Here is a 20,733-nt window from a genome sequence, read left to right as displayed (position 1 = left end):
GAAACCACATCATGACCGACAAAGTCACCAAGACCGACGCCGAGTGGCGTAACCAGCTCGATCCAATGGAATACGAAGTCACGCGCCACGCGGCGACCGAACGCGCCTTTACGGGCAAGTTCTGGGACCACCACGAGCATGGCATTTACAGCTGCGTCTGCTGCAATACGCCACTGTTCGAGTCGGACACCAAGTTCGACTCGGGCTGCGGCTGGCCCAGCTACTTCCGTGCACTCGATCCAGCCAATGTGATCGAGAAAACCGACCGTACCCACGGCATGGTGCGCACCGAAGTCATTTGCGGCGTCTGCGACGCGCACCTGGGCCACGTGTTCCCGGACGGTCCGCCACCAACGGGCCTGCGTTATTGCATCAATTCCGCCTCGATGCGGTTCGACCCGGCCTGAGAGTGATTGCACGATGAAATTCCTGTTCGACTTTTTCCCGGTCCTGCTGTTCTTCGGCGTCTATAAGTATGGGGACAGCAACCAGGCCTGGGCGCATCGCATGGCCGTCGAGTATCTGGGGCCATTGATTGCAGGCGGCGGCGTGCCGCCGTCACAGTCGGCGATCCTGCTGGCCACTGCCGTGGCCATCATCGCCACCGTGTGCCAGGTCGGTTACCTGCTGGCGCGCGGGCGCAAGGTCGACAATGCGATGTGGCTGACGCTGGGCGTGATCCTCGTCGCCGGTGGCGCCACGATCTATTTCCACGACGACCTGTTCATCAAGTGGAAGCCGACGATCCTGTACTGGGCATTCGCATTGGGTCTGTTCATCGCGCAAGTGTTTTATCGCAAGAACCTGATTCGCTCCGTCATGGAACCGAACATGAAGCTGCCCGAGCCGCTGTGGAACCGCATCGGCTACATCTGGATGGCGTTCTTCGTCGGCATGGGTTTGCTGAACCTGTTGATGGCGTTCGTGGTCTTCCATAACGATACCGGTGCCTGGGTCAGCTTCAAGCTGTTCGGCTTTACCGCCATATTCTTTGCCTTCATCATGATTCAAACGATGATGCTCTACAAATACATCAAGGAGGAAGACGCATGACCAATCTGACAGACAAAAGCGATCGCGAACCACGCATGCGCGCCCAGCTCGAAGCCGAGCTGGCCCCTACCCTGCTCGAGATCAGCGACGACTCGCATCTGCATGCGGGCCACGCTGGCGCGGCCTCCGGCGGCAGCCATTATTCAGTCAAAATCGTGTCGTCGCGCTTCGAAGGCCTCAAGCTGGTCATGCGCCATCGTCTTGTGTATGATGCCGTGCACGATATGATCAACAAGGCGGAAATCCACGCTCTGGCCATCAACGCCATCGCGCCTTCCGAGCTGTCCTGAAAGCGGGTTTTCAGGCAGTTTTAAGAAATTTGCCCGACAATCGAACAGATAAGTACACCACCTGAACTTCTCTCGTCCAGTTAAAACCCGTCACAGGAATACACATGACCTTTAAGCCTGCTCGCCTGCTGTTAGCCCTCGTTGCCATCGCATCGGCCCCGGCCTTTGCCCAGAACATCGCAGTGGTCAACGGCAAGGCGATTCCTTCGGCACGCGCCGACGCCGTCGTCAAGCAGGTCGTTGCTCAGAACCAGGGCAAGGACTCGCCACAGCTGCGCGAAGCCGTCAAGAACGACCTGATCGCCCGCGAAGTGCTGATGCAAGAGGCTGTCAAGCAAGGCTGGGACAAGAAGCCTGAAGTGCGCGAAGCCATGGACAGCGCCCGCCAGTCGATCGTCGTCAACGCACTGGCCCGCGATTACATCGCCAAGAACCCGGTGACCGATGCCGAGATCAAGGCCGCCTACGACAAGGTCAAGGCAGAAACGGGCGACAAGGAATACCACGTCCGCCACATCCTGATGACGACCGAAGCTGAAGCCAAGGCAGCGATTGCCAAGATCAAGGGCGGCGCCAAGTTCGAAGACGTCGCCAAGACCTCGAAAGACACCGGCACTGCCAACACCGGCGGCGATCTGGACTGGGTCACCCCGAACACGATGCCGCCAGAATTCGCGGCCGGCTTCACCAAGCTCGCCAAGGGCGCGATCACCGACGTGCCGGTCAAGACCAATGCCGGTTTCCACGTGATCAAGCTTGACGACACCCGCGCGACCAAGCTGCCACCGATGGAGCAGGTCAAGCCACAGATCTCCGAGACGCTCGCGCAAGAGAAGCTGCGTGACTTCCAGGAGCAAATGGTCAAGAAGGCAAAGGTGCAGTAAGATGTGCTGTCGCCGGCGCGCACACCGCGCACCGGCATTCGTCGCCTGCGGCGATACTTTTCGAGTTTATATAGGATCTCAACGATGATTTTGAAGCCAGCCAGCCTGTTGTTCGCCATGATTGCAGTCGTTGCCGTGCCTGCCCTCGCGCAGAACGCCGCTACCGTCAATGGCAAGGCAATCCCGCAAGCTCGGGTCGACCAGCTGGTCAAGCAGGTCGTGGCCCAGGGCCGCGCTGCGGACTCCCCTGACCTGCGCGAAGCGATCAAGAAAGACCTGATCAGCCGTGAAGTATTGATCCAGGAAGCCGACAAGCAGAACATCGGCGCCCGCGCCGACGTCAAGTCGGCCATCGACAACGCCCGTCAAAGCATCATCATCAACGCGATGCTGGCGGACTACGTCAAGAAGAACCCGGTCAAGGATGCCGACGTCAAAGCCGAGTACGACAAGCAGAAAGCGCTGATCGGCGACAAGGAATACCACGCGCGTCACATCCTGGTCGATTCGGAAGCCGATGCCAAGGGCATCATCGCCAAGCTGAAAGCCGGCGGCAAGTTCGACGAACTGGCCAAGCAGTCGAAAGACGGCAGCGCACAGAACGGCGGCGACCTGGGCTGGGCCAGCGCGGCCACCTATGTGCCTGAGTTCTCGAAAGCCATGGTCGCCCTGCAAAAAGGCGCCATCACCGAAACGCCTGTGAAATCGCAGTTCGGTTTCCATGTCATCAAGCTGGAAGACGTGCGCGCAGCCAAGGTGCCGGCGCTGGAAGAAGTCAAGCAGCAAGTCACCGAAGGCCTGCAGCAGCGTCAGCTGGCAGCCTATCGCGAGACCCTGGTCAAGAAAGCCAAAGTGCAGTAATTCGCTGCCTGGCTGGACCGCAAAGAGCGCGCCCAAGGGTGCGCTCTTTTTATTTGGAGGCTGGCGTTTATGCATCCCGTATTTCGTGAAGCGGCGTACAACGATATACCGCACATGACCCGCATCCGCCTGGCGGTGACCGAGAATGTCTTGCGCGACCCCACGCGAATCACGCCGCAGATGTATGCCGATTTTCTGGAAAAGGATGGTCGCGGCTGGGTGGCGCTGGTCGATGACGAGATCGTCGCGTTCAGCTACGCCAACAAGATCGACGGTTCAATCTGGGCCCTGTTCGTCGATCCGCGTTTCGAGGGACAAGGGCTGGGCAAGGAATTGCTGACACGGGCATCCGGGTGGCTGTTCTCGCTGGGTTTCAGACGCGTGACACTAAGCACGGGCGCACGCACCAGAGCCGCGCAGTTCTATACGCGACTGGGTTGGCGCCCTGCGCCGTCAAGCAACGACGACGTCATCTTCGTGCTCAACGCCTCATAAGATGAGTGGCGACGCCACCCGCGCGTCCAAATTCACTTCAAGAGCTGCAAAAGCCGGGGTCAGGTCTGACATTCGGACACGACCTCGACATTCAACTTACCAAAGCTGGCAAAGCTGGGGTCAGGTCTGACAATTGGACACGATCTCGACAGTCAACCGGTCCGGCTTAGCTGGCATCGCCCATGCCGAATCTGAACAAGCCATCATTGGAAGTGGCTAAAGCTGAGGTCGTGTCCGAATGTCAGACCTGACCCCGGGTGTGTTGAAAGTGGCTAAAGCTGAGGCCGTGTCCGAATGTCAGACCTGACCCCGGCTGTGTTGGAAGTGGCTAAAGCTGAGGTCGTGTCCGAATGTCAGACCTGACCCCGGCTGTGCCACGGCGCAAAAAAAACGCCTCCGAGGAGGCGTTTTCATTTCAGTCAGCTGATCAGCCAACCCACTTGCGTGCGTTGCGGAACATTCGCATCCATGGCGACTCGTCGCTCCATGATTCCGGGGCCCACGAATGCACCGAGGCGCGGAACACGCGCTCGGCGTGCGGCATCAGGACCGTGAAGCGGCCATCGGCCGTCGTCACCGAGGTCAGACCGCCCGGCGAGCCGTTCGGGTTGAACGGGTACGTTTCGGTGGCCTGGCCGCGGTTGTCGACGAAGCGCATTGCCTTGATCGATGCGTCGTAGTCGCCCGTCAGCGAGAAGTCAGCGAAGCCTTCGCCGTGCGCGATGGCGATCGGCGCGTGGGTGCCGGCCATGCCCTGGAAGAAGATCGATGGCGAGTCCAGCACTTCGACCATGCCGAAGCGCGCTTCGAATTGCTCCGACTTGTTGCGCGTGAACTTCGGCCATGCCTGCGCACCCGGGATGATCGACTTCAGGTTGCTCATCATCTGGCAGCCGTTGCAGACGCCCAGGCCGAAGGTATCCTGGCGCGCGAAGAAGCGGGCGAACTGGTCCGAGAGCTGCGGGTTGAACAGGATGGTCTTGGCCCAGCCTTCGCCGGCGCCCAGCACGTCGCCGTACGAGAAGCCACCCACGGCGATCACGCCATGGAAGTCATCCAGCTTGGCGCGGCCGGCAATCAGGTCGCTCATGTGCACGTCGATGGCTGCAAAGCCGACCTGGTGCATGACCCAGGCCGTTTCGATGTGCGAGTTGACGCCCTGCTCGCGCAGGATCGCCACGCGCGGACGCTTGCCGGTCCCGATGAACGGTGCAGCGACATCCTCGTCCAGGTTGAAGCTGATCTTCGGCGTCATGCCGATATCGTGCTCGTCGAGCAGGCGGTCGTATTCGGCGTCCGCGCACTCCGGATTGTCGCGCAGGCGCGCGATGCGCCAGCTGGTCTCGCTCCACAGGCGGTGCAGGCTGCTGCGCTTTTCGTTGTAGATGACCTTCGCGTCGCGCGTGAATTCGATGGCGCCACGGTCATTGAGCTTGCCGATGATATGGCTGCAGGCGCCCAGGTTCGCTTCGCGCAGCACGTTCATGACCGCCGTCTTGTCCTCCACGCGCACCTGGAACACGGCGCCCAGTTCTTCGCTGAACAACGCGCGCAGCGTCATTTCGTTGCGGCGCTCGGCCACCTGGCCGGCCCAGTTCTTGGCATCGCCCCAGTCGGCGCCATGGCCGCTCTCCATCGTCAGGATGTCGAGGTTGACCGACACGCCGGTGCGACCGGCGAAGGCCATCTCGGCCAGCGTCGCGAACAGACCGCCGTCCGAACGGTCATGGTAGGCCAGCAGCTTGCCGTCCTTGTTCAGCGCCTGGATCGCGCCGAACAGCGCTTTCAGGTCGTCCGGCGAATCGACGTCCGGCACCGAGTCACCCAGTTGCTGCGTGACCTGCGCCAGGATCGACGCGCCGAGGCGGTTCTTGCCACGGCCCAGGTCAACCAGGATCAGGGCGGTCTCGCCCGCATCCGTCCGCAGTTGCGGCGTCAGCGAGCGGCGGATATCGGCCACCGGTGCGAACGCAGAGACGATCAGCGACACCGGCGAGATCACGGCTTTCGATTCGCCAGCGTCGTTCCAGGTCGTGCGCATCGACAGCGAATCCTTGCCGACCGGGATCGACACGCCCAGCGCCGGGCACAGTTCCATGCCGACCGCTTTCACGGTGTCGAACAGCGCAGCGTCCTGGCCCGGCTGGCCGCAGGCCGCCATCCAGTTGGCTGACAGCTTGATGTCCGAGATATCGTCGATCGCAGCGGCTGCGATGTTCATGATGGACTCGGCCACGGCCATCCGGCCCGACGCAGCGGCGTCGATAACGGCCAGCGGCGTGCGCTCGCCCATCGCCATCGCTTCGCCGAGGAAGCCGTCGTACGCCATCGCCGTGACAGCGCAATCGGCCACCGGCACCTGCCACGGGCCGACCATCTGGTCGCGCACCGTCATGCCGCCCACCGTGCGGTCGCCGATCGTGATCAGGAACGATTTGTCGCCGACGGTTGGATTCTGCAGCACGCGGCGCGCTGCTTCCACCAGCTCGATGCCGGTCAGGTCCACCGGCGGGAACGTGTTCTGCACGTGCTGCACGTCGCGCGTCATCTTCGGCGGTTTGCCGAGCAGGACGTCCATCGGCATGTCGACGGGCGATGCATTCGGGCCACCGGCCTGCTCTTCGTCGATCAGGCGCAGTTGACGCTCTTCGGTCGCGGTGCCGACGACGGCAAACGGGCAGCGCTCACGCTCGCACAGCGCGGCGAACTTCGCCAGGCTCTCGGGGGCGATCGCCAGCACGTAGCGCTCCTGCGATTCGTTGGACCAGATTTCTTTCGGCGCCAGGCCGCTTTCTTCGAGCGGCACCTTGCGCAGATTGAAGATCGCACCGCGCTTGGCATCGTTGACAATTTCGGGGAACGCATTGGACAAGCCGCCCGCGCCCACGTCGTGGATCGAGATGATCGGATTATGCGCGCCCAGCTGCCAGCAGCCGTTGATGACTTCCTGCGCGCGACGCTCCATCTCCGGGTTACCGCGCTGGACCGAGTCGAAGTCCAGGTCGGCCGTGTTGGTACCGGTGGCCATCGACGACGCGGCGCTGCCGCCCATGCCGATGCGCATGCCGGGGCCGCCCAGCTGGATCAGCAGGCTACCGACCGGGATCTCGTCCTTGTGCGTGTGCGCGGCCGAGATGCTGCCGATGCCGCCGGCGATCATGATCGGCTTGTGATAGCCGTAGACCGCGCCGGCTGCGCCGACATTCTGTTCGTAGGTACGGAAGTAGCCGCCCAGGACCGGCCGGCCGAATTCATTACTGAATGCGGCGCCGCCGATCGGGCCTTCGATCATGATCTGCAGTGGCGAGGCAATGCGTTCCGGCTTGCCGTACAGAGCATCCGAGCGCACCTGGCCCGTCACGTCCGACGCGTTTTCCCACGGCCGCACGGCATCCGGGATCACCAGGTTCGACACCGTGAAGCCGGCCAGGCCCGCCTTCGGCTTGGCGCCGCGGCCCGTTGCGCCTTCGTCGCGGATTTCGCCGCCGGCGCCGGTCGAGGCGCCCGGGAATGGCGAGATCGCGGTCGGGTGATTGTGCGTTTCGACCTTCATCAGCGTGTGCACGAGCTCCGTCGACGGGCCGTACTCTTCACCGTCGCGCGGGAAGAACCGGGTGACGGTCGCGCCTTCGATGATCGACGAGTTGTCGCTGTAAGCGACGACGGTGCCGCGCGGGTTCAGCTGGTGCGTGTTCTTGATCATGCCGAACAGCGAGATGCTTTGCTTCTCGCCGTCGATGACCCAGTCGGCATTGAAGATCTTGTGGCGGCAGTGCTCCGAGTTCGCCTGGGCGAACATCATCAGCTCGACGTCGGTCGGGTTGCGCTGCGCCTTCGTGAAGGCGTCGTTCAGGTAATCGACTTCGTCGTCCGACATCGCCAGACCGAGTTCGGTGTTGGCGCGCACCAGTGCGGCGCGGCCAAGACCCAGTACGTCGATGCTCTCGAGCTGCTTGCCTTCGAGTTCATTGAACAGGTGCTGCGCATCGTCGGCATTGCGCAGGACGGTATCGGTCATGCGGTCATGCAGCAGGCCGATGACCGCCTGCAGCTCGTCGTCCGCCAGCTTCTTGGGCGCGCCGAAGCTGCTGCCCAGGATGCCGGTCTTGAGCACGACGGTGTAGCCGATGCCGCGCTCGATGCGGTGGACATGGCCCATGCCGCAGTTGCGCGCGATATCGGTCGCTTTCGAGGCCCACGGTGAAATGGTGCCCAGGCGCGGGATGACGAAGAATGCTTCGGTCACGCCTTCGTACAGGGTCTCCGGCGCAGGCTCGCCATAGGTGAGCATGGCCGACAGGCGCGACGTATCGTCGATGGACAGTGGCGCGCTGGTGTCGATGAAATGGTAGAAACGGCCCTGGACGGCGGCGATCGACGGGGCGACAGCTTGCAGTTGGCTCAGGAGGCGTTGGCTACGGAAGGCGGACAGGGCATTGGAACCCGGCAGAATCAACATGGCTTGGACAGTCGGTTGATGCAGCGTCGCTGCTAGGGTGGAAGATAGGCCGGTATTATACAGCCTCCCCCCTCTGGCCGGGCCGCCATCGACGACCGGCAGGCACCCCGCGCACGCAGCGAGTCGGTTTCCTTGATCGATTCGGCACTTGCCGGTATCTTAACGGTGGACAATCTTGCGATGTGCGCCGTCCGGCGTACGCGGCCAGAGCAGACGAGAGCGACGATGCAAGAAAACGCGAACCTGGCGGTGCTGGTGGTCGATCCCAATCCGGGCATGCGCACCAGCCTGCAAAACATGCTGGGCCTGGCCGGCATCACGAAGATCGAACACGCGGTCAATGCCAACACGGCGATTCGCCAATTGCAGCAACGCGCCTTTGACATCATCCTGTGCGAATACGACCTGGCTAGCGGCGCCGGCGAAGGCCAGGACGGCCAGCAACTGCTGGAAGACCTGCGCCAGCATCGCCTGATTACGCCCTCCACCATCTTCATCATGCTCACCTCCGAGGCCGAGCGCGCCAAGGTCGTCAGCGCCGCCGAACTGGCTCCCACTGACTACCTGCTCAAGCCGTTCACGGTCGACTTGATCAGCACGCGCATCAAACGCGCGCTCGATCGGCGCGGCGCCCTGCTCCCGGCCTGGCAGCTGGCGGCGCAAGGCAGGCTGCGCGAGGCGATCCTCGCGTGCGCCAATGGCGCCCAGGCGCAGCCGCGCTTCGCAGCCGACCTCGCGCGCGTACGCGCTGAATTACACACGACGCTGGGCGAACATGCCGAAGCTGCCGCTGTCTACCGCGACGTGCTGACCGAACGCCCGCTGGGCTGGGCGGTGCTGGGCCTGGCGCGCACGATGCTCGCGCTGGATCAGCCTGATGACGCCCGCGCGATCCTCGAAGAACTGCTGGTGGCCAACCCGCGCCTGATGGCTGCCTACGACCTGCTCGCGCGCTGCCTCGAAGCGGACGGCGAGCCGGCACTGGCCCAGAGCGTGCTGGCCGATGCGGTGGCCATCTCGCCCCACGTCGTGGGGCGCCTGCGCAAACTGGGCGAGCTCGCGCTGACCACAGGCGACATGGCCGTGGCCGAGACGTCGTTCCGCCAGGTCGTGGGCAAGGCGCGCTACTCGGCGTTTCGCGATCCCGAAGACCACGTCAGCCTGGTCAAGACGCTGGTGGCGCGCGGCGACCTGCTGCAGGCCAGCGGCGCGATCCGCGACCTGGAGCGCACGCTGCGCGCGGCCCCGGGCTACGATGCCTGCCACGCCTATGCCAACGCGCTCCTGCATGACAAGACCGGCAACAGCGGCGCGGCCGTGGCTGGCCTGCAGAACGCCGTGTCGGCGGTGCGCGCCAACAATGCGCTGTCCTCCAGCCTCAAACTCGAACTGGCGCGCGCCTGCCTGGCGCACCGGCTCGACGAGCAGGCCGCTGGCGTGATGCTGACCGTGGTGAACGACGCCAGCAGCGGGGTCTCGCCCGACCAGGCAATGACGGTCTTCGTGAATGCCGGCCGCACCGATTTGCTGGAGAACATGGACCAGCAGCTCAAGGCGCAGGCGCAGATCCTGCTGGGCGTGGCCGACGAAAAACGCAATATGGGCGACGTGCGCGGCGCGGTCCAGACGCTGCGCGAAGCGCTGCACCTGGCGCCGCGCAATCTGCAGGTGATGGCTGCCACCGCTGGCGGCATCCTGCGCCAGATCAACGAACTGGGTTGGGACCATCCCCTGGGCCAGACCGCCGCCGGGCTGCTGGATGGCATCCGGGCCCAGGATGCGCAGCATCCAAGGCTGGCCACGCTGACCGAGGAATACCAGGCAGCGCGGCGCAAGTACGGGATCGCGGCCGGCTGAACGCCGTGCTCATGACCTGCATGCAAGCCGTCCTGCTTTATCTTGCCATCGGCGCGACTGCCATCACCGGATCGGGCATGGCACGCGCCGCCGACGCGCAGTCGGCACTCAAATACGATTTGTACGCCTGCCAGCGCCCCGTCTGGCCCGCTGCCGCGCTGGCGCAGCACGCCAGCGGCACGACCACGCTCGAATTACGCATCCACGAAGAAGGCTATCTCCTCGAAGCGCGCGTGACCGGTTCTGCGGGCCGGGCCGACCTGGACGAAGCTGCGCTCGACAACACGCGCGGTTGCACCTATCACGCAGTGGTGTCCACGGGCGAGGCGCCGAGCGGCTGGCTCAAGACGCAATTCAAATGGTCATACACCGGCACATTCCCGGCACCCGACGCGCCGCTGCTGGCGGCCACTATGGCGCAGGCGACCGGCGGCGATCCGGCGGCCCAGAACCGGCTCGGCACCTGGTACGAGCGCGGCACCCACGTCAAGACCGATCTCGCACAAGCCGCGCTCTGGTACGAAAGGGCGGCGCGGGCCGGCAATGCGCATGCACAGAACAATCTGGGCGTCCTGTACCTGCGCGGCGCTGGCGTACCGCGCGATCGGCAGAAGGCAACCTGGTGGTATGCACAGGCGGCCGCACAGGGGCATGGCTGGGCACAGGCCAACCTGGCCTGGAGCTACCAGCATGGCCTGGGCAACGACCTCGACCCCGAACTGGCCACTTACTGGCTGACGCAAGCCGCCGATGGTGGCCTGCCTGACGCCCAGGTACGACTCGGCACGATGCTGATGCGCAGCGCAGTAAACGACGATGAACGCCATACCGCTGCCGGCTGGCTGGCGCGCGCTGCGGCGCAGGATGACCCATCCGGGTTGTACCTGCTGGGCCGCACGTACGAGCTGGGGCTCGGCAATGTGCAGGACGACGTCGAGGCAGCAGCACTGTACCGCAAGGCGCTGGGCCGTAGCGACGGGCGGGCCGAGACTGCCCTCGGCGTCCTGCTCGATACGCTGCGCGCGCAGCCGCAGGCTGACGATGAAGCGGCGCTCCTGTACGAGCGCGCCATGGGAGCGCGCCACGCGACCGCGTTCTACCGGTATGGGCTGTTGCTGGAGCAGCGCGGCGAGGAAGCCCTGGCGGTTGCCCTGTACCAGCACGCCGCTGCGCAGCGCAACTGCGACGCCGTGCTCAGATATGTACAATTGCGGCCCGCGGTGCTGGTGGCGGATCCCCGCGACAGTCATCCGCCGCTTTGGGAACGCCGGCAACGCTGGTGCAGGACCGACCCCGCAATGCAGCCGCGCTTCGAATGATCCTGCAACCGGACCACGATCACATCTCATGGCATTGCTCTCTCTCGCCCTGACGCTGCTGTCGGCCTTGACCTTCTGGCTCGCCATCCCGATCTTCATCCTGCCGCCGCTGGGCGCGTATGCAGGTTATCGGGCGTATCGCACGCGTCGGCAACAGCAGCCGCGCATGAGCGGGACACGAAAGCTGGTGTGGCTGCTGCCCATGCTGCTCGCCATCGTCGCCATGCCTCTCGAACTGTACGTGCTCAACGCCGGCTATCGCGTCTAGGCCCGCAAACTTGACGCACTGCACAAGTTACGGTCTACTGTCGATGTCATTGTTACTACAGCGGCCCGATCGCCTTCCATTTTGCTCGACCTAATCAACGCCCTTCCCCGCAACCTCTTCCTGCCTCCCACCAGCCTGTTCCTGATCATCGCGCTGGGTTTGTTGCTGTGGCGTTTCCGGCCCAGAGCCGGGCGCATCGTCGCCGGTACCGGGCTCGCCCTGCTGACCTTCATGTCGAGTAACGCGGGATCGAGCTTCCTGGTCGGACCGTTGGAGCAGCTGACCAAGCCGCTGGCGCGGCCCGAAAGCGCCGGCGCCCAGGCCATCGTCGTCCTGGCAGCGGGCCGGTTGCGCAGCGCGGGCGAATACGACAACCGCGACATCCCCGACCACACCGCACTGGCGCGCCTGCGCTACGGCGCGCACCTGCAGCGGCGCACCGGCCTGCCTATTCTGGTCACGGGCGGCAATGGCGGCAGCGGCGTCGATCCGGCCAGGATCGACATGGGGTACACCAAGGCTGACGCCATGGCCAGGGCGCTGCGCGAGGATTTCGGGGTGCCGGTCAAGTGGATCGAACGGCGCTCGCGCGACACGGGCGAGAATGCCATCTACAGCAATGTGCTGCTGCGCCCGGCGGGGATCAAACGAATTCTGCTCGTGACCGATGCGATGCACATGCACCGCGCGCGCAATGTGTTCGAGCGCGAAGGCCTCGAGGTGGTCGAGGCGCCAACCATGTTCGTCTACAACCCGCACTACGGATTCGATGCGTGGCTGCCAAGCGCGGAAGGGATGCGGCGCTCGTGGTATGCAACCTATGAGCTGCTGGGTCTGGCGTGGTACCGGATCCGGGATCGCGAAGCGCCGGGAGCCAAACAGGATGCGGTGGCGACGCCACCGCGCCGGACGACGGTGGCGCCGCCGTTAACAGCGGCGCCAGCACTGGAGACAGCACCGGCGCTGCAGAAAGCACCGGCACCGGCAAAGGCACCGGCGCCGGCTGTGAATTAAAGCACGTCGAGCAGTTCGACCTCGAACACCAGCGTGGCGTTTGGCGGGATCGGACCCGCGCCGCCGGCGCCATAGCCCATGTCGGCCGGCACGATCAGCGTGCGCTTGCCGCCGACTTTCATGCCCTGCACACCCACATCCCATCCCTTGATGACCTGGCCGGCGCCGAGCTGGAACTTGAACGGCTCGCGACCGATCGACGAATCGAACTCCTTGCCGCGCTGCTGCGGCGCCGCCGGCTCGTACAGCCAGCCGGTGTAGTTGACGACAGCGGTCGCGCCGGCCGTGGCTTCCTTGCCGGTGCCGACGACGGTGTCGATCTGTTGCGAGGCGACGGCCGGCGCAGTGGCGCTAACGGTGCTGTCGGCGCTGGCAGCAGCAGGGGTAGCCGGTGCTTCGGCGCGCTTGCAGGCGGTGACCGTCAGCAGCATTGCCGCCACCAGGGCGGAGCAGGTCAGTACACGTTTCATGGTTTCTCTCGTAGTAGTAGTGTTGAAAATCGATGCTGGTGCAGCATACAGGGCGATCGGTCCGGCCACAATATGCGGCCCCATCCTACGGCTTGCCGTAACCGCCGCCGCCCGGCGTCTCGATGACGAACACGTCGCCCGCGGCAATGTCGATCTTGCCGATATGGCCCACCTGCTCGATGCGGCCGTCGGCGCGCTCGACGCTGTTCCGGCCACGCTCTGCGTCCCCGCCACCGGCCATGCCGAACGGCGCGTGAATCCGGTTGTTCGACAGGATCGCCGCCGTCATCGGCTCTAAAAAGCGCACCAGGCGCACGCCGCCGTTGCCGCCCTGCCAGCGCCCCGCCCCACCCGAATTCGGACGAATCTCATAACGCTCAAGCCGCACCGGGAAGCGGAATTCAAGGATTTCGGGATCGGTCAGGCGCGAGTTGGTCATATTGGTCTGGACCACGTCGGTGCCGTTGAAACCGTCGCCCGCGCCGGAGCCGCCCGAGATGGTCTCGTAATACTGGTAGCGGTCATTGCCGAACGTGAAGTTGTTCATCGTGCCCTGCGCCGCCGCCATCACGCCCAGCGCGCCATACAGCGCATTGGTGATGCAGGTCGAGGTTTCGACATTGCCCGACACAACCGACGCCGGATAATGCGGATTGAGCATCGAGCCGGGCGGAATGATCACCTTGAGTGGTTTCAGGCACCCGGCATTGAGCGGAATCTCATCGTCGACCAGCGTACGGAACACGTACAGCACGGCCGCCATGCACACGGCCGACGGCGCGTTAAAGTTGTTCGGCAGCTGGCCCGATGTGCCAGTGAAGTCGATCTCTGCACTGCGCGCGGCAGCGTCCACGCGAATCGCGACGTCGATGTGCGCGCCGTTGTCGAGCTGGTAGTGGAAGCTGCCATCCTTGAGCGCCGAGATCACGCGCCGCACCGCTTCTTCGGCATTGTCCTGCACGTGGCCCATATAGGCGCGCACGACGTCCAGGCCAAAGTGCGCCACCATCTTGTGCAGCTCTTCGACGCCTTTCTGGTTGGCCGCCACCTGCGCGCGCAGGTCGGCCAGGTTCTGGTCGGGATTGCGCGCCGGGTAGCGCGCGCCCACCAGAAGCGCGCGCGCCGCCTCTTCGCGCAGCACGCCGTCCTGCCCGTCGATCAGTTTGAAGTTGTTGATCAGGACGCCCTCCTGTTCGATGTGGCTCGAGTCGGGCGGCATCGAGCCGGGCGTGGTGCCGCCGATGTCGGCGTGGTGGCCGCGCGAGCCGACGTAGAACAGGATCTCGGCGCCCGCTTCGTCGAACACGGGCGAAATCACCGTCACGTCGGGCAGGTGCGTGCCGCCGTTGTACGGGTCGTTCAAAATGTACACGTCGCCTGCATGCATGCGGCCCGCGTTCTCGCGCATCACGGTCTTGATGCTCTCGCCCATCGAGCCCAGGTGCACCGGCATGTGCGGCGCATTGGCCACCAGGTTGCCGTCGTGGTCGAAGATCGCGCAGCTGAAGTCCAGGCGTTCCTTGATGTTGACCGAGTGCGCCGTGTTCTGCAGGCGCAGGCCCATCTGCTCGGCAATCGACATGAACAGGTTGTTGAAGATCTCGAGCATCACCGGATCGGCCGTGGTACCAATCGCGCGGCGTTCGGGCAAGGCTTCCACGCGCTGCAGCACCAGGTGGCCATACGGCGTCACGCGCGCTTCCCAGCCCGGCTCGACGATCGTGGTCGCATTGTCTTCGGCGATGATCGCCGGACCGCGCACCGCATGTCCCGGCTGCAGCGCGCCGCGGGCATAGACACCGGTATCGTGCCAGCGGCCCGCGCTGTACATGCGCGCGGTGTCCTGTGGGGCCGGTTCCCCGACCTGCGCGGTGGAGGCCACCAACTGCTCCGGCGGCGCATCGGACTGGCCGATGGCCTCGACCGACACCGCCTCGACGATCAGCGCGCGTGCCGGCATCAGGAACGAGTAGCGGCGTTTATAGGCTTGTTCAAACTGCGCCGTCATCGCTGCCATGTCACCCGCGAGCACGACCAGCGCCGAGTCGGTGCCTTCGTAGCGCAGGTGCACGCGTTCGACGAGCGTGATGCGCCCGGGCGCCACACCCTGCGCCTGCAACTGCGCGCGCGCAGCCTCGCCCAGCACGCCGAGACGTTCGGCGAGCGCCGGCAGTACCGCATCGACCAGCCGCTCTTCGACGGCCTGTTCGCGCATCGCGCTCTGGTCGGCTAGCCCCATGCCGTAGGCCGACAGCACGCCGGCCAGGGAGTGGATGAACACCGTCTGCATGCCGAGGGCGTCCGCCACGAGGCACGCGTGCTGGCCACCGGCGCCGCCGAAACTGGTGAGCACGTAGTCGGTGACGTCGTGGCCGCGCTGCACCGAGATCTGCTTGATCGCGTTGGCCATATTGCCCACCGCGATTGCGATGAAGCCTTCGGCCACGGCTTCCGGTGCGGGCCGGTCACCCGTCGCCGCGCCAATCTCGTCGGCCAGCGCGTCGAAACGGCGGCGCACGGCGGCGACGTCCAGCGCTTCATCGCCGCGCGCGCCGAACAGGTGCGGGAAATAATCCGCCTGCACCTTGCCGAGCATGACGTTGCAGTCGGTGACCGCGAGCGGGCCGCCGCGCCGGTAACTGGCCGGGCCGGGGTTGGCGCCGGTGCTGTCCGGCCCCACGCGATAGCGGCTGCCGTCGAAGTGCAGGATTGAACCACCGCCGGCAGCCACGGTGTGGATGCTCATCATCGGCGCGCGCATGCGCACGCCGGCAACTTGGGTTTCGAACACGCGCTCGAACTCGCCCGCGAAGTGCGACACGTCGGTGGACGTGCCGCCCATGTCGAACCCGATCACGCGCTCGAAGCCGGCCTGCCGGCTCGCGCGCACCATGCCGACGATGCCGCCGGCGGGACCGGACAGGATGCTGTCCTTGCCCTGGAACGCGCGCGCATCGGTCAGGCCGCCATTGGACTGCATGAACTGCAGGTTCACGCCGGGCAGCTCGTCGGCCACCTGGTCGACGTAGCGGCGCAGGATTGGCGACAGGTAGGCGTCGACCACCGTCGTGTCGCCGCGCGCGACGAGCTTCATCATTGGACTGACTTCGTGCGAGACCGACACCTGCGTAAAGCCGATCGCGCGCGCGATGCGGGCCACGGCCGCCTCGTGCGCCGTGTAGCGGTAGCCGTGCATGAACACGATGGCCAGCGAGCGCAGGCCGGCGTCGAATGCCCCCTGCAGGCTGGCCCGCGTGGCGGCTTCATCGAGCGGCTGCACGACGTCGCCGTGCGCGCCGACGCGTTCATCGATCTCGATCACCTGTGCGTACAGCAGCTCGGGCAGCACGATGTGGCGGTCGAACAGGCGGGGCCGGTTCTGGTAGGCGATGCGCAGCGCGTCGCGGTAGCCGCGCGTGATGGCCAGCACCGTCGGCTCGCCCTTGCGCTCGAGCAGCGCATTGGTGGCCACGGTCGTGCCCATCTTGACCGCCTCGATGCCGGACGCCGGCAGCGGCGCGCCCGCGGCGACGCCCAGCAGGTGACGGATGCCCGCAACCGCCGCGTCGCGGTACTGTTCGGGGTGCTCGGACAGGAGCTTGTGCGTGACGAGTTGCCCATCCGGGCGGCGCCCCACGATGTCGGTGAATGTGCCGCCACGGTCGATCCAGAACTGCCAATCCATACTCACTCCCTGTGCTGACCAGATGATGGCAGCCATTGTAGTGCGGACGGCGCGCCAACGTTGGCGCGAATGCACGACAATGGTCGCATTCTCATTCACGCAAACGACCATGGCATACCCTCTCTACACCGTCGCGCAGCTGCGCGCCATCGAACAAGCGGCCAGCAGCACGCTGGCGCCGGGTACCTTGATGACCCGTGCCGGCAAGGCCGCCGCCGACTATGCACTCGAGTTATTGCGCGAATCAGCGGGTGCATCTCCGGATGGCCTGCGTGGCGCGCCGGTGCTGGTGCTCGCCGGCCCCGGCAACAATGGCGGCGATGCACTGGAGGTGGCGGCCAACCTGGCCGAAGCCGGCGTCAACGCCACCGTGCTGCACTTGCCGGGCGAGGGCAACGACGACGCCTCGAGCGAAACCGCCGCGGCCTACGAACGTGCGCGTTCGGGTACCGTTGGCTGGCTCGACATGCTGCCGCCCGATGGCCAGTGGGCGCTCGTCGTCGACGGCTTGTTCGGGATCGGCCTGACCCGCGCGCTCGCCGGCGAGTACCGCGACGTGGTCGCTGGCCTGGATACCGTGCGCTGTCCAATCCTGGCGCTGGACGTGCCGAGTGGCCTGGACGCCGACACGGGCGCCGTCATCGGCCCGGACGGCATCGCGGTGCGCGCCACGCACACGATCACGTTCATCGCCGACAAGCCGGGCCTGCACACGGCCGACGGGCGCGATCACGCAGGTATGGTGCGCGTGGACACGCTGGGCGTGGATGCGGGCGCCACGCCCGCATCGGCAGCCATGAACGGGCTGCCGGCCTTTGCGCACTGCTTCACGGCGCGCCGCCAGAATTCGCACAAGGGCAGCTTCGGTGACGTCGCCGTGATCGGCGGCGCACATGGCATGGCCGGTGCACCGGTGCTGGCCGCGCGCGGCGCGCTGTATGCCGGCGCGGGGCGCGTGTATGTCGCGGCGCTCAACACGCCGCCCGGCTACGACAGCAGCCAGCCCGAAATCATGTTCCGCGCGGCCGACGACCTGGATCTGTTTGGCCGTACGCTGGTGCTCGGCCCGGGCATGGGCGATTCGGTCGACGCGATCCGGCTGGTGGCCAAGGCGCTCGACAGCGACTGCCCGCTCGTGCTCGACGCCGATGCGCTGAACCTGGTCGGCGCCAGCCCCGACCTGCAGGCACGGCTGGCGCAGCGGAGCGCCCCAAGCGTGCTCACGCCGCATCCACTGGAAGCGGCGCGCATGCTCGGCATGACGGTGTCGGTGGTGCAGGCCGACCGGCTGGCCAGCGCGCGCGAACTGGCGCAGCGCATGCATGCAGTCGTGATTCTCAAGGGTTCCGGCACCGTGATCGCCGGACCCGATGGCGCGGTGCTGATCAACCCGACGGGCAACGCGGGGCTGGCCACGGCAGGCAGTGGTGACGTGCTGGCGGGGATCTGCGGCGCCCTGCTCGCGCAGGGCTGGCCGGGCAAGGAAGCAGCAGCGGCGGCGGCCTGGTTGCATGGCGCGGCGGCCGACGCGCTGGTGGAAGATGGCGTGGGGCCGATCGGCCTGACGGCAGGTGAGCTGCCAGCGGCCGTGCGCAAGGTGCTCAACGCGCAGGTGCGCGCAGGCAGCTGATTGATTATTTGACGAGTCGGCCGGCGGCGATCGTGATCGTCCGGCCGCAACGCGCGGCCATGCCCGGATCGTGCGTGACCAGCACCAGCGTCGAGCCGCGTTCGCGATTGAGTTCGAACATCAGCCCGATGATCGACTCGCCGGTGGCGGCATCGAGGCTGCCGGTCGGCTCGTCGGCAAACAGCAGCGGCGGCTGCGTGACAAAAGCACGCGCCAGCGCAACGCGCTGCTGCTCGCCGCCCGACAGGAACTTGGGATAGTGCTTCAGGCGGCTGCCCAGGCCGACGCGCCCAAGCATGTCGGCCGCCTTTTCGCGTGCACCGGATTCGCCCCGCAATTCGAGTGGCAGCATCACGTTCTCGAGCGCGTTCAGGTGCGTGAGCAGCTGGAACGACTGGAACACGAAGCCCAGCTTGGCCTTGCGGAACGCGGCGCGGCCGTCTTCATCGAGCGCGAAGATATCGGTGCCATCGAGGCGCACGGTGCCGGACGATGGCGTGTCCAGGCCTGCCAGCAGGCCAAGCAGCGTCGACTTGCCGGAGCCGGAAGCGCCGACGAGCGCGAGCGTCTCTGCCGGTTGCACGGTAAAATCAATCTCTTGCAGGATGGTCAGCTCGCCGCTGGCGTCTGCGACCTTCTTCGACAAGCCGCTGACTTCAATTGCGGGCGGCCGGCCTGTCATTACACCGACGTCAGTGACGTCATTTTTGAATGCCTCGGGATGATCACGCATGCTTGCTTTTCTTAAGAACGCAGTTCTCGGTAAATTAATTGTCGGCGCTGCACTGGGGTTGAGTCTGTCCCTGGCGGCGACGGCGAACGCTTATTCTGCACCAAAAACCGTCCTCGTGGTGGGCGACAGCCTGTCGGCCGAATACGGCATCGCCCGTGGTGCCGGCTGGGTCGCGCTGCTCGAACAAAAAATGAAGAACGAAAAAATCGACGCGAGGGTCGTCAACGCCAGCATCAGCGGCGAGACCACCAGCGGCGGCAAGGCGCGCTTGCCTGCCCTGCTTGGCCAGCACAAGCCGGACCTGGTCGTGATCGAACTGGGCGCGAACGACGGCCTGCGCGGCTTGCCCGTGCCGTCGGCCGAGGCAAACCTGCGCGCAATGATCGCCGCAGCGCAGGCGCAGAAAGCGCGCGTGCTGCTGGTGGGCATGCGCATGCCGCCCAACTACGGGCGCGCCTACACCGAGCGCTTCTTCGGCATGTTCAAGACCGTGGCGACGTCGACCAAATCGCCGCTGGTGCCGTTCATGCTCGAGGGCGTGGCCGACAAACCGGCCCTGTTCCAGCAAGACCGCCTGCATCCGACCGCGCAGGCGCATCCGATCATCCTGAACAATATCTGGCCGACGTTCGAGAAAATGGTGAAACAACCATGAAGTACCCGGAAGTCGCAGGATTCGACGCACTGCTCCCGCGCCTCGGTGAATTCGACGCGATCATCGACGTGCGCAGCGAAGCCGAATTCGCACTCGACCATATTCCCGGTGCGATCAACTGCCCGGTGCTGAACAATGACGAGCGCATCCTGATCGGCACGCTGTACAAGCAGACCAGCGCATTCGACGCCAAAAAGGCCGGCGCGCCGATCATCGCGCGCAATATCGCGCACCATATCGACACGCTGTTCCACGACAAGCCGCGTGACTGGCGTCCGCTGGTGTATTGCTGGCGCGGCGGCAACCGCAGCGGCGCGATGGCGCTGATCATGGCGCGCATCGGCTGGCCGGTGGCGCAGCTCGACGGCGGCTACAAGAATTACCGGGCCTGGGTCAGCGCGGCGCTGGCCGAGCCGCCTGCCGTCGATTTCCGGGTCGTCTGCGGCCCGACCGGCAGCGGCAAGAGCCGCCTGCTCGAAACGCTCGACGGCATCGGCGCGCAGGTGCTCGACCTGGAGCAGCTTGCCGCGCACCGCGGCTCGGTGCTGGGCCACCTGCCGAACGAACCACAGCCAAGCCAGAAGATGTTCGAGACGCTGGTGCTGGCCAGGCTGCGCAGCTTCGACCTGGCCCGCCCTGTGTTTGTCGAAGCCGAAAGCAAGAAGGTCGGCAACCTGCGCGTGCCGGATGCCGTGATGGTGCGCATGCGCGCCGCGCCCTGCATCGACCTGCAACTGGCGCGCCCCGCGCGCGTGCGCCTGCTGATGGAAGACTACCAGCACTTCTGCGCCGATCCTTCCGTGCTGGCCGATCAACTGGTGCACCTGACGCTGGTGCATGGCCGCGCCAAGATCGCCGACTGGCAGGCGATGGCGCAAGGCGGCGCGCTGCCGGCGCTGGTCGACGAGCTGCTGGTGCAGCACTACGACCCGGCCTACCTGCGCTCGATCGACCGCAACTTCGTCCAGTATCCGCAGGCGCAGGTGGTGGAGCTGGCCGATATCGGCACCAGCGATTTCTTGGCAGCGGCGCGCCGCCTGCACGACGCGCCAGCCTGAGG

At 65.4% G+C, this 20,733-nt stretch carries 17 protein-coding genes; 13 read left to right on the top strand and 4 right to left on the bottom strand.

Annotated features, from left to right (window positions below; translation table 11 throughout):
- Window positions 1–11 precede the first annotated feature (11 nt).
- The 6 genes from msrB to AC1MGT_RS22360 all read left to right on the top strand — a co-directional run bounded on the left by msrB (window position 12) and on the right by AC1MGT_RS22360 (window position 3,583).
- Window positions 12–407, top strand: coding sequence for a peptide-methionine (R)-S-oxide reductase MsrB (msrB, locus tag AC1MGT_RS22385; RefSeq protein WP_183552199.1), 396 nt, complete (start codon window positions 12–14; stop codon window positions 405–407).
- Between the two features lie 13 nt (window positions 408–420).
- Window positions 421–1,053: a septation protein A gene (locus tag AC1MGT_RS22380; protein ID WP_499502163.1), complete on the top strand. Its 633-nt coding sequence runs from the start codon at window positions 421–423 to the stop codon at window positions 1,051–1,053.
- Complete coding sequence (locus AC1MGT_RS22375; protein WP_499502162.1) at window positions 1,050–1,343, top strand: BolA family protein; 294 nt, start codon at window positions 1,050–1,052, stop codon at window positions 1,341–1,343. The genes AC1MGT_RS22380 and AC1MGT_RS22375 overlap by 4 nt, the downstream gene beginning before the upstream one ends.
- 104 nt (window positions 1,344–1,447) lie before the next feature.
- The gene (locus AC1MGT_RS22370) at window positions 1,448–2,227 is read left to right on the top strand and encodes a peptidylprolyl isomerase (RefSeq protein ID WP_499502161.1); all 780 of its coding nucleotides are present in this window, start codon (window positions 1,448–1,450) and stop codon (window positions 2,225–2,227) included.
- An 84-nt stretch (window positions 2,228–2,311) separates the two neighbouring features.
- Window positions 2,312–3,088, top strand: coding sequence for a peptidylprolyl isomerase (locus AC1MGT_RS22365; protein ID WP_258834112.1), 777 nt, complete (start codon window positions 2,312–2,314; stop codon window positions 3,086–3,088).
- A gap of 114 nt (window positions 3,089–3,202) precedes the next feature.
- Window positions 3,203–3,583, top strand: coding sequence for a GNAT family N-acetyltransferase (locus AC1MGT_RS22360; protein WP_499502160.1), 381 nt, complete (start codon window positions 3,203–3,205; stop codon window positions 3,581–3,583).
- A 427-nt stretch (window positions 3,584–4,010) separates the two neighbouring features.
- Here AC1MGT_RS22360 and purL read toward each other — a convergent pair whose 3' ends face one another.
- Window positions 4,011–8,042 carry a phosphoribosylformylglycinamidine synthase gene (gene purL, locus AC1MGT_RS22355; protein WP_499502159.1) on the bottom strand — a complete coding sequence of 1,344 codons (4,032 nt, stop codon included), beginning with the start codon at window positions 8,040–8,042 and terminating at the stop codon, window positions 4,011–4,013.
- 225 nt (window positions 8,043–8,267) lie between these two features.
- Here purL and AC1MGT_RS22350 point away from each other — a divergent pair, with 225 nt between their 5' ends.
- The 4 genes from AC1MGT_RS22350 to AC1MGT_RS22335 all read left to right on the top strand — a co-directional run bounded on the left by AC1MGT_RS22350 (window position 8,268) and on the right by AC1MGT_RS22335 (window position 12,500).
- Window positions 8,268–9,899: a response regulator gene (locus AC1MGT_RS22350; protein WP_499502158.1), complete on the top strand. Its 1,632-nt coding sequence runs from the start codon at window positions 8,268–8,270 to the stop codon at window positions 9,897–9,899.
- Between the two features lie 11 nt (window positions 9,900–9,910).
- Window positions 9,911–11,218: a TonB family protein gene (locus AC1MGT_RS22345; RefSeq protein WP_499502157.1), complete on the top strand. Its 1,308-nt coding sequence runs from the start codon at window positions 9,911–9,913 to the stop codon at window positions 11,216–11,218.
- 28 nt (window positions 11,219–11,246) lie between these two features.
- Complete coding sequence (locus AC1MGT_RS22340; protein ID WP_499502156.1) at window positions 11,247–11,486, top strand: hypothetical protein; 240 nt, start codon at window positions 11,247–11,249, stop codon at window positions 11,484–11,486.
- Between the two features lie 81 nt (window positions 11,487–11,567).
- Complete coding sequence (locus AC1MGT_RS22335; protein WP_499502155.1) at window positions 11,568–12,500, top strand: YdcF family protein; 933 nt, start codon at window positions 11,568–11,570, stop codon at window positions 12,498–12,500.
- On the opposite strand, the gene AC1MGT_RS22330 is transcribed toward AC1MGT_RS22335, so the two are convergent.
- Together AC1MGT_RS22330 and AC1MGT_RS22325 are read right to left on the bottom strand one after the other, a co-directional pair.
- Window positions 12,497–12,970 carry an FKBP-type peptidyl-prolyl cis-trans isomerase gene (locus tag AC1MGT_RS22330; RefSeq protein WP_499502154.1) on the bottom strand — a complete coding sequence of 158 codons (474 nt, stop codon included), beginning with the start codon at window positions 12,968–12,970 and terminating at the stop codon, window positions 12,497–12,499. The genes AC1MGT_RS22335 and AC1MGT_RS22330 overlap by 4 nt on opposite strands.
- 85 nt (window positions 12,971–13,055) lie before the next feature.
- Window positions 13,056–16,655: a hydantoinase B/oxoprolinase family protein gene (locus AC1MGT_RS22325; RefSeq protein ID WP_499502153.1), complete on the bottom strand. Its 3,600-nt coding sequence runs from the start codon at window positions 16,653–16,655 to the stop codon at window positions 13,056–13,058.
- Window positions 16,656–16,764: 109 nt separating this feature from the next.
- On the opposite strand from AC1MGT_RS22325, the gene AC1MGT_RS22320 reads away from it, so the two are divergent.
- Entirely contained in the window at window positions 16,765–18,285 is a 1,521-nt protein-coding gene (locus AC1MGT_RS22320; RefSeq protein ID WP_499502152.1) for an NAD(P)H-hydrate dehydratase, read from the top strand.
- 4 nt (window positions 18,286–18,289) lie between these two features.
- Here the strand turns inward: AC1MGT_RS22320 and AC1MGT_RS22315 are convergent, their stop codons facing one another.
- A complete protein-coding gene (locus AC1MGT_RS22315) occupies window positions 18,290–18,967 on the bottom strand; it encodes an ABC transporter ATP-binding protein (protein ID WP_183553667.1) in 678 nt (225 codons plus the stop codon).
- 49 nt (window positions 18,968–19,016) lie between these two features.
- Between AC1MGT_RS22315 and AC1MGT_RS22310 the strand changes: the two genes are divergently transcribed.
- Both AC1MGT_RS22310 and mnmH read left to right on the top strand, forming a co-directional pair.
- Window positions 19,017–19,673, top strand: coding sequence for an arylesterase (locus AC1MGT_RS22310; protein ID WP_499502151.1), 657 nt, complete (start codon window positions 19,017–19,019; stop codon window positions 19,671–19,673).
- Complete coding sequence (mnmH, locus tag AC1MGT_RS22305; RefSeq protein WP_499502150.1) at window positions 19,670–20,731, top strand: tRNA 2-selenouridine(34) synthase MnmH; 1,062 nt, start codon at window positions 19,670–19,672, stop codon at window positions 20,729–20,731. Before AC1MGT_RS22310 ends, mnmH begins: the two co-directional genes overlap by 4 nt.
- Window positions 20,732–20,733: the final 2 nt, after the last annotated feature.

This window comes from Telluria sp. BA11 (assembly GCF_056680305.1).
This window is presented reverse-complemented; position numbering and strand designations above follow the sequence as displayed.